This window comes from Kaistia soli DSM 19436, from assembly GCF_900129325.1.
GTDB lineage: Bacteria > Pseudomonadota > Alphaproteobacteria > Rhizobiales > Kaistiaceae > Kaistia > Kaistia soli.
On record NZ_FQUP01000001.1, the window covers coordinates 1,455,081 to 1,468,752 of the forward strand.

10 protein-coding genes are annotated in these 13,672 nt (G+C 65.3%); 1 reads left to right on the top strand and 9 read right to left on the bottom strand.

The window, feature by feature from the left end; translation table 11 throughout:
- Positions 1-72 precede the first annotated feature (72 nt).
- From BUB39_RS07130 to BUB39_RS07170, 9 genes are all read right to left on the bottom strand, one after another.
- On the bottom strand, positions 73-1,629 hold the full coding sequence (locus tag BUB39_RS07130; protein WP_244540171.1) for a serine hydrolase: 1,557 nt from the start codon (positions 1,627-1,629) through the stop codon (positions 73-75).
- A gap of 72 nt (positions 1,630-1,701) precedes the next feature.
- The gene (locus tag BUB39_RS07135) at positions 1,702-3,075 is read right to left on the bottom strand and encodes an FGGY-family carbohydrate kinase (protein ID WP_073052847.1); all 1,374 of its coding nucleotides are present in this window, start codon (positions 3,073-3,075) and stop codon (positions 1,702-1,704) included.
- Positions 3,076-3,146: 71 nt separating this feature from the next.
- Positions 3,147-4,526: an FGGY-family carbohydrate kinase gene (locus tag BUB39_RS07140; RefSeq protein WP_073052242.1), complete on the bottom strand. Its 1,380-nt coding sequence runs from the start codon at positions 4,524-4,526 to the stop codon at positions 3,147-3,149.
- Positions 4,523-5,581, bottom strand: coding sequence for a class II aldolase/adducin family protein (locus BUB39_RS07145; protein WP_073052243.1), 1,059 nt, complete (start codon positions 5,579-5,581; stop codon positions 4,523-4,525). The genes BUB39_RS07140 and BUB39_RS07145 overlap by 4 nt, the downstream gene beginning before the upstream one ends.
- Positions 5,582-5,657: 76 nt before the next feature.
- Positions 5,658-6,761, bottom strand: coding sequence for an autoinducer 2 ABC transporter substrate-binding protein (locus tag BUB39_RS07150; RefSeq protein WP_073052848.1), 1,104 nt, complete (start codon positions 6,759-6,761; stop codon positions 5,658-5,660).
- Between the two features lie 73 nt (positions 6,762-6,834).
- Entirely contained in the window at positions 6,835-7,785 is a 951-nt protein-coding gene (locus BUB39_RS07155; protein ID WP_073052244.1) for an ABC transporter permease, read from the bottom strand.
- Positions 7,786-7,790: 5 nt separating this feature from the next.
- Positions 7,791-8,777 (bottom strand): ABC transporter permease, encoded by a 987-nt coding sequence (locus BUB39_RS07160; RefSeq protein ID WP_073052245.1) that lies wholly within the window; start codon positions 8,775-8,777, stop codon positions 7,791-7,793.
- Positions 8,774-10,336, bottom strand: a complete 1,563-nt coding sequence (locus BUB39_RS07165) for a sugar ABC transporter ATP-binding protein (protein WP_073052246.1) — start codon at positions 10,334-10,336, stop codon at positions 8,774-8,776. The genes BUB39_RS07160 and BUB39_RS07165 overlap by 4 nt, the downstream gene beginning before the upstream one ends.
- Complete coding sequence (locus BUB39_RS07170) at positions 10,333-11,142, bottom strand: DeoR/GlpR family DNA-binding transcription regulator (RefSeq protein ID WP_073052247.1); 810 nt, start codon at positions 11,140-11,142, stop codon at positions 10,333-10,335. The genes BUB39_RS07165 and BUB39_RS07170 overlap by 4 nt, the downstream gene beginning before the upstream one ends.
- Positions 11,143-11,432: 290 nt before the next feature.
- Between BUB39_RS07170 and BUB39_RS07175 the strand changes: the two genes are divergently transcribed.
- Positions 11,433-13,529: a bifunctional rhamnulose-1-phosphate aldolase/short-chain dehydrogenase gene (locus BUB39_RS07175; RefSeq protein WP_073052248.1), complete on the top strand. Its 2,097-nt coding sequence runs from the start codon at positions 11,433-11,435 to the stop codon at positions 13,527-13,529.
- The last annotated feature ends 143 nt before the right edge of the window (positions 13,530-13,672 follow it).

Here is a 13,672-nt window from a genome sequence, read left to right on the forward strand (position 1 = left end):
GTCACCGATCCGACAGGTCTACGGAATTCGATAAAGCCGACTATCCGCCAAACATAAATGTATGATCGGCCGCTACTCGATCCGCTTCAGCGTACCAAAGCCGAGATCGTCGAGGCTTTCGATCTGGATAGACGAAGCCTTACCGTCCGAACCGATGGCAAAGGTCACGGCAGATGGCAATTCGGGCATTTCCGGCGCCGGATACATCAGGAACAGGTCACGATCGAAATGGGTGAGCGGAAAGCGCGTCTCTCCCGTGGGCCCGAGGCCGAGCGATAGGCCATCCTTGTCGGCGCTCACAACGGCCGTGCCGAAATAGGCATTGGCGTAGCGGCCGAGATAGGCGTCGTTGGCTAGGGCTGCACCGGTATTGGCGGGCGGATGGGCGAAGCGGGCCTTGCCAGCTGCGATCGCCGGACCAAACAGACCCTCATAGGCCGCGTTCCAGCTGCCGATCCAATCCTTCTGGACCTTGCCGGTGAGGATGAGGTCGAACAGCGAATCGGCCAGCCCCTCCGGCAAACCGGTCGGGAAGGCGTTGGCGAGCACGACGATACCGAGCCCCTGGTCCGGCAGGATGCTGACGAGGGTGCGCGCGCCATTGCTGAAGGCGCCGGCATGGCCCCAGGAGAGGCCGTAGCGGCCGAATTCGACATTCCAGCCGCGGCCATAGAAGGACGACGCGCCGTTGACCGGGTTCTTGCCGCGCTCCATCAGCGGGACATGCGTCGCGGCGAGCGCCTCGGCATTGATCAGCGGCTTGCCATCGAAGCTGCCGCCTGAAAGCTCGAGCCGCAGCCATTTGGCGAGATCGCGCGCGGTCGATGAAACGCCGCCAGCCGGCGACTGCGCATCGGGCGCGCGCGGGGGGCCGGGTTTCCACGCGCCGATCGCGCCGACATGCAGCGCGGCACGGTCCGGCTGCTTCAGGAAATCGGCATAGCGTGACGAGGTCGCCGTCATGCCGAGGGGCTTGTAGAGCCGTGTCTCCGCAAGGTCGGCCCACTCCATGCCCTCGGCCTTCGCCACGGCGACCGCGCCCTCGGTGATGCCGAAATTGCTGTAGGAATAGGTCGAGCGGAAGCCGCTCAGCGGCACCTGGCGCAAGCGCTCCAGGATGGTCGTGCGGTCGAAGCCGAGGCTTTCGAGCTCGTTGCCGGCGTCGCCCGGCAGGCCGCTGCGATGTGAAAAGAGATCGGTGACGGTGAGGTTCGCGGTCGGCCAGGCCTCGGAAAGGCGGAACGACGGATCGAGATCGGCGATCTTGGCGTCCCAACCAATCTTGCCGTCGCCGACGACCGCCGCAACGACGGTGGCCGAGATCGGCTTCGAGAACGAGGCGAGCTGAAAGACGGTGTCTGCGTCGACCGGCTCTGGCTTGCCGATTTCGCGCAGGCCGAAGCCCTTGAGATAGACGACCTGATCCTCGGCGACGATGGCAATCGAAAGGCCCGGAACCTGCCCGCCGGCGATCGCCTGCTGCACCATCTGCTCGAATTGCGGCAGCACCGCCTCGACCTTGGCGCGGGTGACCGGCGCGGTCTGGGCGTCCTGCGCGAATGCACCCGGCAGCAAGAGGAAGAAACCAGCCGCCTGTGCGGCGATCGACAAGCCTCGGCGCGACATCATCTGCGATCCCCCCGATCCATCAAGACGGAACATCACGTAGCATAAACCCCGCGGAGCTGTCGCGCCTTCGCCCTAGTCGAGCGCGGCGCGCCATGCGGCGACATAAAGCGCGATGTCGACGGCAAGCGGGGCCGTCGGCGGCGCATCCGGAGCGCCCGGCCCGGCGCCATCAGGACCGTCGGCGAGCAGTGCTGCGCCCTCGGTCGTGCCGGTGGCATCGGCGCGCGCGATCACCGGGCGACCGGCGATCGAAGCCAGCGCCGACAGGAAGATGCGGTTTCCCGACAGGGGGCCCTCGACGATGATCGGGCCGGCGGCGCTGGTCAGCGCCATGCAGGTGGTGGCGACGAGGGCGCAATAGAGGCTCGCAGCCGCGATGCGTTCGCCCGGCCTCAGTGTCTCCGGATCGACCGTCCAGCGCCCCTCAAGGAAGGCATAAGGGCCGGTGCCCGGGGCAAAGGAGGGCAGCGCCATCGCGCCTTTGGCGACGACGGACGCGATATCGCGGTCGTCGGCGTCGGCCTTCGCGCCCTCGGTAAGGCGCTCGAACTCGCGCCCGGCCATGAAGCGAGCCGAAGGCACAGGCCGCCCGAATGCGTCGACATTGGCCAGGCAATCGCGCGCCGGATCGAGATGCGCCATCGAGCCGCCGAGCGCGAAGACGATCAGCCATGTGCCCGTAGAAAGCACGGTGAACGGCGTCTTGCGGCGAAGAATATGCGGCAGCAGGCTGGCATTGCTGTCGTGAATGCCCGCGACGACACGGCAGTCGGCCGGCAGGCCGGTCTTCTCCGCGAGCGCTGGTCGGATCGTGCCGGCGGTATCCCAGGGATGCACAACGGGCGGAATGAGCTTGGACCAGCCGCGATCCTCGGCAAGGCGCGAGAAGGTGCCGGCTTCGGGATTCCAAAGATCGCTGTGGCAGCCGAGCGAGGTCGGCTCGCTGACAAGCGCGCCGCTGAGCCGCCAGACCCAATATTGCGGATAAGGCAGGATCGCCTTGGCGCGGCCGAAGGCGGACGGGAAGGTTTCCTCCAGCCAATAGAGCTGCCGGCCGGCATTGAGCCCGCCGGGGAGATCGGGCGACAGCGTCTCCCAGAACGCGCCGCGCAATGGCCGATAGGCCTCGTCGATGGCCGAGGGCCCGGCATACTCATAATCAAGGATCGGCAGTACCAGCCCGTCCGGGCCGATGATCGCAATCGCTGCGCCATGGGTCGTCGTGGAAACGCAACGAACGGTGCCCTTGGCGGAAAAATCCTTCAGGCCGGCGACGATCCACGACCAGATGCGGTCGGTGTCGAAATGCGGATAGAGCCCATCGCGGACAACCTCGTTCGCCGTGGTCCGGATGTCGATGATCGCGCGTGTCGTTGCGTCAACCAGCGCCAGCTTGGCGTTGGTCTTGCCGATATCGAGGACGACGGTGCTTTCGGGAAGCGACATTGGAACCTGCTTGGCGTGAAACGAGGCGCCAGGATAGCCGGATTCGGCCATGGCGTCGCCGCAACGGATGTTCAGTCTCCGGCGGCTGTCCGCCAGGCCGCCGCATAGGCAGGAAAGCCGCCGCCAAGCGGGACCGCGGGCGCCGGATCGGCGGCGCCTCGACGCGCGTGCTCCGGTCCGTCGGCGAGGAGGGCAGCGCCTTCGGTTGTGCCGGTGGCATCGGGACGGCCGATCACCGACCGGTCCACCAGCGCCGCGAGCGCCGAGAGGAAGAGCGGGCTTTTCGCCAGCGGGCCCTCGATCAGCACCGGACCCTCGGCGCCGGCAAGGCGCAGCGAGGTGTCCGCGACGAGGGCGGCATAGAGGCTGGCTGCCGTCGTCCGCTCGCCATCGGTGAGGCTTTCCGGATCATGCGTCCAGCGGCCCTGGCGCTGGCCGTAAGGTCCGGCGCCGGGAACGAAACCGGGCAGCGCCATGATTTCTTCAGCGATGACGCGGGCGATCTCGTCGCTGGTCGGCGCTTTCGCCCGACCGGCGGTGAGGATCTCGAATTCTCGGCCGGTCATCGACATCGTCGAGGGGACGGGTCGTGCGAAGGCATCGACATAAGCGAGGCCGCCGCGGGTCTGGTCGAGCCGGTCGAGGCTGCCGCCGGCGGCGAAGGTGATCATCCAGGTGCCGGTCGAGATGACGGCGAAGGGCAGGGGGCGAGACAGGATATGCGGCAGGAGGCTCGCATTGCTGTCATGGATGCCGGCAACGACACGGCATCGTGCGGGCAGCCGCGCGGCTTCGGCAATGTCGGCAAGGACTGGCCCTACCTCATCCCAGGGCGCCATCTGCGGCGGAAACAGTTCGGTCCAGCCTTCGCGGATCGCGAGGCCGGAATAGATGCCGGCGCCGGCGTTCCAGAGATCGGAATGGGCGCCGAACGAGGTCGGCTCGGCGACGCGGCGGCCGGTCAGCCGCCAGACCCAGTATTGCGGATAGGGCAGGATCGTGGTCGCGCGGCCGAAGTCCTCCGGAAAGCTTCGGGCGAGCCAGAAGAGTTGGCGCCCGGCATTGAGCCCGCCCGGCAGATCGGGCGACAGGATCTCGGCAAAGTCGCCACGTACGGCGCGATAGGCGTCCGCCACGCTATCCGGGCCGGGATACTCATAATCGAGCACGGGCAGCACGAGCCCGTCTTCGTCCAACACGGTGATCGCCGCGCCATGCGTGGTCACGGCGATTACCTCGACATCGACGGCCGCGCTCGCCTCGGCAAGTCCCGCAATCAGCCATGCCCAGATCGTCTCGACATCGAAATGCGGATAGGGTGGTCCCGCGCGCACGACATTCTTCATCGTGCGGATCGATCGCATCGCGCCGCTTTCGCGGTCGATGAGCGCGAGCTTCGCGTTCGACTTGCCGATGTCGAGGACGGCGATGGCGGCCGGTTTTTCTGTCATGGCTGCGGTGATGCGGGGGCTGTCCGGGCGAGCGCGCGCCGGTAGATCTCGGCGTCCCAGTTGAACAATTCACGCTCCTCGTCAGCCGAGAGGACCCGCAGTGGCGTGTTCCCTGCGATCCGGCCCGTCACCTCGGCGAGCGCGCGGGCGAGATCGTCACCTCCGCGCAGCACGTCGCGATGGATCAGCACGCCTTTGCCAGGCACAACGAGCAGCATTTGCGGCACCGCGGCGTCGCTGACGAATTCCACCGGCTTCCCGCCCTCGGGCAGGACGGCCACGGCGCTTCCAAGGAAGACGACATGATCGGGATAGAGCGAACCCTGGCGCGCGATCGCGAGGCGTTCCGGGTCTGTCGCGGTTGCATGCGCGACGGGATCTGCCGGCAGGCGCCAGTTGGAGCCATCGGCAAGCTCGGCGAGGAACGCGGTATCCGCCGGCGGCGCAGCGCGAACCGGCGAGGCAAGCGCGTTCGAGACGCGGTCAAGCAGGGCGCCGGCCGCACCGACATCGTCGGCCGCGACGATGAGGCCGTGATTGCCCAACGTCACGACATTGGTGCCGGGGTTTGCTGCGGCTTGGATCGCGCGGGCGAGCGGCAGGCCGGGCTTCAGATAGGGGATGTGACAGTGGATGACGTCGCCGAGCGGGCGGAGACGTTCGGCAATGACGTCTGCTGCGTCGGCGCGGACGGCGAGCGCCACGGTCTCGATGCAGTGGACATGCAGCACGACGGCAAACGGAACGACCGCATGCACCGACGTTTCGACAGAGGGGCGAAGGCCGAGCAGGTTCTCGTCTGGAATGATGAAATCGGTTGCCTTGGCGGCGCGCGGATCATTGGCTTCGACGGCGGCGGTGAGCGGCGCTAGCGCGACCGGAAGGAAGATATCGCGCGTCTCCGCTTCGGCGAGCCATGTGCCGGAGGCCTTGATCCAGAGGGCGCCATCCTCCTTGAGCGAGGTATTTCCGCCCGCGGCCTGCGTCTTTAGCGGGTCGTGGCCGATGCGAGCCGATAAGGCGACAAGCGCTTCGAGGCGCGATGATCCGGCCACATCAAAACTCCGCACCGTGCTTGCATGGAAACGCGAGGCATGGGGTTGCCATGCCTCGCGCGCCGGTCAATTCGAACTAGAAGTCGAACTGGCCGATATTGGCCTTGTCGAACACGAACGGTGCGCCGAGCAGGATCTCGGAGCCGTTCACGACCTGCAGCTCGCCGAGCTTGCCGGCCTTCACGGACGTGTCGCCCGGCTTCAGGGTGCCGTCGGCGGCGGCGCGCAGCACATAAGCTGCCGCATAGCCGAGATCGACGGGATTCCACAGAACGACCGACTTGACGCAGTCCTTCTCGACATAGGGCTTCATCGCATTCGGCGTGGCGAGGCCGACGACAGCGACCTTGCCGCACTGGCCGGCCTGCGTGACGGCCTCGGCCGAGGCCGGGGTCGCGACGGAGGTCATGCCGACGATGCCCTTCAGCTGATCACCATATTTGTTGATCAGCGTGGTGGCCTGGTTGAACGACAGGACGTTGTCTTCCTGGGCCTCGACCGTCTCCAGCCACTTCAGGTTGGGATGGCACTTCTCGGCATAGGCGCTCATCTCGGCGATCCAGCGCGCCTGGTTCGGCGTGGTGAAGGTCGAGGTGACGATCGCGAACGAGCCGTCCTCGCCGATTTCCTTGGCGAGCGAGTCGATCATCGTCTTGCCGATGCCATTGAACTCGGCCTGGTTGACGAACCACTGGCGGGCGTCGGGGGTCGAATTCGCGTCATAGCCGACGACGTTGATGCCGGCTGCCAGCGCCTTCTTCAGGACCGGGGCGATCGCGACCGGATCGTTGGCGGCGAACAAGATGCCGTCGACGCCCGAGGTCACATAGTTGTCGATGAAGGTGATCTGCTCGTCGATATTGGCCTTGGTCGGGCCGTCGGTCTTGGCATCCACATTGCCAAGTTCCTTGGCGGCGTCGGCGATGCCCTTCGACGTGGCATTGAAATAGCCGATGCCGATCAGCTTCGGAATGTCGACGACGGTAATCTTCTTGCCGTTGCGATCCGGCGGATTGGTCGGGACGCCGCCGTCATAGGGCTTGGCGGCGACCGTGCCGGGGGTGCCATCGCAGGCGAGTGGGCTGGTCGGCAGATCGTCGCCGCCGGTCCACGATGCCGCGTAGGCGGCCGAGCTGGCCAAGACCAGGCCAGCTGCGAGCAACACTGTCTTCTTCTTCATGTTCATCTCCTCCTCGAACATGTTTCGGTGGAGCCGTTGTCGGCGAGGCTCCTTCTCCCGCAGTCGTCTATGATCAGCCGTCGCCGTTGCGGCTGAAGAGGTTGGTCGCCAGGATGGCGAGGATCAGGACAAGGCCGATGACGACGATGGTGCCGTCACCCTTGACGCCCGAAAGGGCGAGACCGTTCTTGAGCGCCTGGACGAGGATCAGACCGACCACCGTGCCGATGATGGTACCGCGGCCGCCGAAGATCGACGTGCCGCCGAGTACCACCGCCGTGATGACGTCGAGTTCGACGCCCGTGCCCATGTCCGAACGCGTCGTCGAGACGCGCGAGACGAAGATCACCGCGGCAAGGCCCGAAATCAGGCCGGCGCCGGTGTAGATCAGCAGCTTGGTGCGATCGACATTGATGCCCGAGAAGCGCGCGGCGGTCTCGTTGGCGCCAACTGCATAGGTGGCGCGGCCGAATGTGGTGAGGCCGAGGATCGCAGCGGCGATGATCGCGAAGATCACCAGGATCCAGAGCTGGGTCGGTACGCCGAGCACTTCGCCCTGGCCGAGCACGAAGAACCAGTCCGGATAACCGCGCACGGAGCGCGCCTGGCTGATGCCTTCGGCAAGGCCGCGATAGAGCGCCAGCGTCGCGAGCGTGGCGATCAGCGGTGGCACCTTGAAGCGTGTGATGATCAGCCCGTTGATCAGCCCGGCGATGCCGCCGACGACGATGGCCAGGACCATCGCGACCGGCAGCGGCAGGCCGAGATTGTGCCAGAACACCCCAAGCAGGATGGCGCAGAGGCCGAGGATCGATCCGACGGAAAGGTCGATGCCGCCGGTGATGATGACGAAGGTCATCGGCAAGGCGATCAGCCCGACCTCCGCCATCAGGCGACCCTGGTTCAGGATATTGGCCGTGGTGAAGAACTTGTCGGACTGCTGCGCCAGCAGGAACAGCACGACGATCAGGAGGAAGCCGAGCACGGCCTCATGGCGCAGGAAGGAACGGAGCGTCATGGTCATGGCGATCACTTGACCCCGCGGCGGCGGGCCATGTCGGCGAGCACGGTGGCGAGGATCAGGAGACCCTGCACCGAGCGCAGCCAATAGGCCGAAACATTGAGGAAGATCAGCGAGGAGCCGATCGCGGCGAAAAGGATGGCGGCAAGCGTCGAGCCGACCACGGTGCCGGTGCCGCCGAGGATCGAGACGCCGCCGACGACCGAAGCCGTGATGACCGTGAGCTCGAGGCCGGCTGGAACGGTCGACTGGATCACCTGCAGCTGTGTCGCGAACAGAATCGCCGCGATGCCGGCGAAGAAGCCGTGGATGGCGAAAATCGCGACCGTCGAACGCTCGACGCGGATGCCGGCGACGCGCGCCGCTTCCGGATTGCCGCCAATCGCATAGATCGATCGGCCAAAGGCGGTGTAGCGCATGAACATCGCCGCGACGATCGTCAGGCCGAGCATGAACCAGACGGGCGAGGGGACGCCGAACAGGCGGAATTGCGCGATCAGGAAATCGGGCGGCAGGTTGGTGATCCAGGCACCTCCGGTCAGGCTGATCAGCCCGCCTTTGAGGATCGAAAGCATGCCGAGCGTCACGACGATCGAGGGGATGCGCACATAGGCGACGAGCGCGCCGATCAGCGAGGTGATGACCATGCCGACTACGATCGGCGCGCACCAGGCAATCCAGATCGGATAGCCGTTGACCGCCAGCGTTCCCGCGATCGTGGCGAGCACGCCGATCAGCGATCCGACGGAGACGTCGATGTGACCGGAGATGATCACCATCGACATGCCGATCGCGGCGACGGCGATATAGGCATTGCCGCTGAAGATGCTGGTGAGATTGGTCTGGCTGACGAAGCGTGGCGCGATGAAGCCGACCACGATGAACAGCGCGACGATCGCGGCGAGGATGATGAATTCCTGGCCATAAGTGCCGATTGTCCGCGCGAAGACGCCTGTCGAGGCCGAGCGACGCGGAGCGGCGATGTCGAGGCTCATGGCGCGCTCCCTGCCTGTTCGGCGCGGCCATGCGCGGCGCCGGCGTGGGTCATGGCCGCGCCGACGACGTCAGGCGTCGCCTCGCTGCGGTCGAAGGTCTTGACCATGCGGCCACCATTCATGACGAGGATACGATCGCTCATGCCAAGCACTTCGGGCAACTCGCTCGAGATCATGATGACCGCGAGCCCTTCCCCGGCGAGCTTGCACATCAGCGCGTGGATTTCCGATTTGGCGCCGACGTCGATACCGCGCGTCGGTTCGTCCATGATCAGGACCTTCGGATTGGTCGCGACCCATTTGGCGAGCACGACCTTCTGCTGGTTGCCACCCGAAAGCTGGCCGGCGCGCTGCTCGGGGCCGCGGGCGCGGATGCCGAACCGGGCGATGGCATCGCGGGCCATGGAGGATTCGAGCGCCCGGTTGACGATCGAGGCCCTGGAGATGCGGGAGAGCAGCGCCATCGAGACGTTCTCGCGGATGGTCTGCGCCTTGACGAGGCCCTGCAGCCCGCGATCCTCGGGCACATAGGCGATGCCGATGTCGCGCGCCTGCCGCGGGCTTCGGATCGTGACAGGTTCGCCGTTGAGCAGGATCTCGCCGGAGGTCGCCGGCGTGATGCCGAAGATGGTGAGCGCGAGTTCGGTGCGCCCCGACCCGACGAGGCCGGCGATGCCGAGGATCTCTCCGGCGCGCAGGACCAGCGAGATGTCCTGCACCTCGTCCTTGAACGAGACGTTGCGAAGCTCCAGCACCGGCGCGCCGATCGGCACCGTGACCTTGGGGAACAGCTGGTCGATCGAGCGGCCCACCATCATCGAGACGAGGGCGGCATCGTCGACCTCGCCGATCGGCCGTGTGCCGATCAGCGCGCCGTCGCGGAGCACCGTGACGCGATCGGCCAGCGCAAAAATCTCCGGCATGCGGTGGCTGATATAGATGATGGCGACGCCGCGCGCCCGGAGGCGCCGCACGACGTCCAGCAGCCGCCGAACATCGGCGTCGGCAAGCGAGGCGGTCGGCTCATCCATGATGAGCAGCCGTGCGTCCTGCGACAGAGCCTTGGCGATCTCGACGCGCTGCCGATTGGCAACGGAAAGCCCGCCGACCCGGGCATCGACGTCGAGATCGGGGCTGTCGAGATCATCGAGCAGGGCGCGGGCGCGGCGGCGCATCTCGTTCCAGTCGAGCGCCATGCCGGTGCGCGGTGCGTGACCGATGAAGATGTTCTCGGCCACGGTCATATCGGGGAACAGCAGCAGTTCCTGGTAGACGGTGGCGATGCCGGCGTTGCGGGCGTCGCGCGGCGCGGAAAAGGCGACAGGCGCCCCGTTGACAGTCAGCTCGCCGCCCTCGTCGGGATGATGGAAGCCGGACAGGATCTTGATCAGCGTCGACTTCCCGGCACCGTTCTCGCCGAGCAGGGCGTGAACCTCGCCGCGGCGGACGTCAAAATCGACGTTCTTGAGAACCTTGATGCCGCCGAAGGTCTTCGAGATGTTGCGGAGCTGGACGAGCGGCGTGGCCGATGCGTCCTCCGTCGCGAGGGTGGTGGTCATGGCGTTCCCATTGCCTCGGAGACTTCGTTCTGATCGGGTTCGACGACCAGGAGACGCACCCCTGCCTCGCCGATCAGCTTGGCGTCGCGGTTCTTGATGCCGTTGTCGGTGATGATCATCGCAACGCGATCGAGCGCGCAGAGGATGAGCGAGGAGCGGCGTTCGAATTTGGTGGAATCGACAAGAAGGATCAGCTCCTCCGCCTGGTTGATCAGCTTTTGCTCGGCCTGGATGAGCAGCGGATCGCCTTCCATGATGCCGATCGGGCTGACGCCCTGAGCGCTCATGAACATCCGCCGCGCATAGAAATTGCGCGTCACGTCGTTCTCGAACGGCGACAGGATCAGGCTCTGCTCGCGATAGACGGCGCCGCCCGGCAGGATGATCGTGTTCTTCGAGGTGTGGACCAGCGTTTCGGCAATGGCGAAGGAGTTGGTCAGGATCTGCATGCGCCGGCTGGCAAGATGATCGACCATCTGGAAGGTGGTCGTGCCGCCATTGATGATGATCGAATCGCCGTCCTCGCACAGATCGACGGCCGCCTTGGCGATCGCGCGCTTCTGGGCGACGTTCATCTGCTCGCTGACCGAGAAATGGCGCCCGCCGATGCCGACCAGCTGCGGCGGATGCAGCGCTTCAGCGCCCCCGCGCACCTTGTGCAGCTTGCCGTCCTGGTGGAGAGCGTTGATATCGCGGCGGATCGTCGCCTCGGACGCGCCCGTCAGCTCGACCAATTGGGCGACCGTCACGACCGGACGGTCGGCGATCTCCCCCAGAATGATCCGCTGGCGTTCGATTTCGTGCATGTGCCCTCCCAGACGGCCTGATCTTGCAGGCACGTGAAGCTGTGTCAATCAATTTCGATCAAAACCACTTATACTGCGTCGCAGCAAGGCTCTATCGCGCCGCAGCAGCGGCAATTTTGAGCGTATTGCGACGCAATATGACCGTTTGTGATCGCGCATGATTGACAAGGCGCGCGTCGCCTGAGAAAGCTTGGGCATCCGACCGCCCCGACATCCGTCGTGGCGCGTCTTTGCGTGTCGGCAGGGCGAGGTTCCAGCCGGCTTGGCTTCGAAAGCGGGCATTTCCGATCATGACAGGCACTTCACACCTTCTCGACAATCGCTGGGACGATGCCAAAACGGCCGGAATGAACGAGTCCGAGCTGCTGCTCTATCGGTCAAATCTGCTCGGATCCGACAAGCGCATCACCAATTTCGGCGGTGGCAACACATCGGCGAAGGTGACGGAGAAGGACCCGCTCACGGGCGAGGATGTCACGGTCCTCTGGGTCAAGGGCTCGGGCGGCGATGTCGGCTCGATCAAGCTTGACGGTTTCGCGACCCTCTACCAGTCGAAGCTCGAGGCGCTGAAAGGCATCTATCGCGGCCTTGCCTATGAGGACGAGATGGTGGGGCTGCTGCCGCACTGCACCTTCAACCTCAATCCGCGCGCTGCATCGATCGACACGCCGCTGCATGCCTATGTGCCCTACACGCATGTCGATCACATGCATCCCGACGCGATCATCGCCATCGCGGCGTCGAAGAACTCCAAGGAGCTGACCAAGCTCATTTATGGCGACGAGATCGGCTGGCTGCCTTGGAAGCGGCCCGGCTTCGAGCTCGGCCTCCGGCTGTCGAAATTCGCCAATGAGAACCCCAACGCCAAGGGCGTGGTTCTGGAAAGCCATGGCCTCTTCACCTGGGCTGACAATGCCAAGGATTGCTACGAGCTGACGCTCGAGATCATCAACAAGGCGATCGCATGGTTCGCCAAGGAGACCGAAGGCAAGGCGATCTTTGGCGGGGCGGTCGCAAGCTCGGCCGATGCCGAGAAGCGCCGCGCCATCGCCGCGCGCCTGATGCCCGAAATTCGGGGCCGCATCGGCAAGACGGAATCGAAGATCGGCCATTTTGACGATCAGCCGGCGGTGCTCGAATTCGTCAATTCGGCCAATCTGAAGCCGCTGGCGGCGCTCGGCACGTCCTGCCCGGACCATTTCCTGCGCACGAAGATCCGCCCGCTGGTGCTCGACTATGATCCGGCTGCAGACAATATCGACGCGGTGATCGCCGGCCTCGACGCGGCGCTCGACGCCTATCGCGCCGACTACGCGGCGTATTACGAGCGCTGCAAGCATCCCGACAGCCCGGCGATGCGCGATCCGAACGCCGTCGTCTATCTCGTCCCCGGCGTCGGCATGATCACCTTTGCCCGCGACAAGGCGACGGCCCGCATCTCGGGCGAGTTCTATGTCAACGCCATCAACGTGATGCGCGGCGCCTCGACCGTCTCGACCTATGTCGGTCTCGACGAGCAGGAGGCGTTCGACATCGAATACTGGCTGCTGGAGGAAGCGAAGCTCCAGCGGATGCCGAAGCCGAAGAGCCTCGCGGGCCGCATTGCTTTCATCACCGGCGGCGCGGGCGGCATCGGCTCGGCGACGGCGGCGCGCTATCTGCGCGAGGGCGCGGTGGTGATGATCGCCGATATAGACCAGAAGGCGCTCGACGACACCGTCGCCTCGTTTGGCAGGGCTTTCGGCAAGGACAATATCCGCGGCGTGATCGCCAATGTGACCAGCGAGAGCGATGTCGAGAAGGCGTTCGACGAAACGCTGCTCGCCTTCGGCGGAATCGACATTCTCGTTTCCAATGCCGGCATCTCCTCGGCGGCGCCCTTCGAGGAAACGACGCTTGAGACTTGGGATCGCAACATCGCGATCCTCGCCACCGGCTATTTCCTCGTCTCGCGCTCCGCCTATCGGATCATGAAGACGCAGAAGCTCGGCGGCTCGATCGTCTTCATCGCCTCGAAGAACGGCCTGGCCGCTTCGGCCGGCGCTTCCGCCTACTGCACCGCCAAGGCGGCCGAGATTCATCTCGCCCGCTGCCTGGCGCTCGAAGGGGCGCCGTTCGGCATCCGCGTCAACACGATCAATCCGGATGCGGTGCTGCGCGGCTCGAAGATCTGGCAGGGCGAATGGCGCCAGCAGCGCGCCGAGTCCAACAAGATCGGCGAGGACGACCTCGAGGAATTCTACCGCAATCGTTCGCTTCTGAAGCGGAGCGTGTTCCCGGACGATATCGCCGAGGCCGCCTTCTTCTTTGCCGCCGATCTTTCAGCCAAGTCGACCGGCAACATCATCAATGTGGATGCAGGTAACGCCATCAGCTTCACCCGCTGAGGTCGCCGTCCATTCTACTATGCGGGTCGTCTGACGCGCCTTTCTGCGCTTCCGGTGTTCACGGACGAAAGTCCGCTCCGCTCCGGTTCTCGAAAGCTTCGCCAGCCGACTCCGCCTAGCGAATGGTCGATCGCCCTCAATCG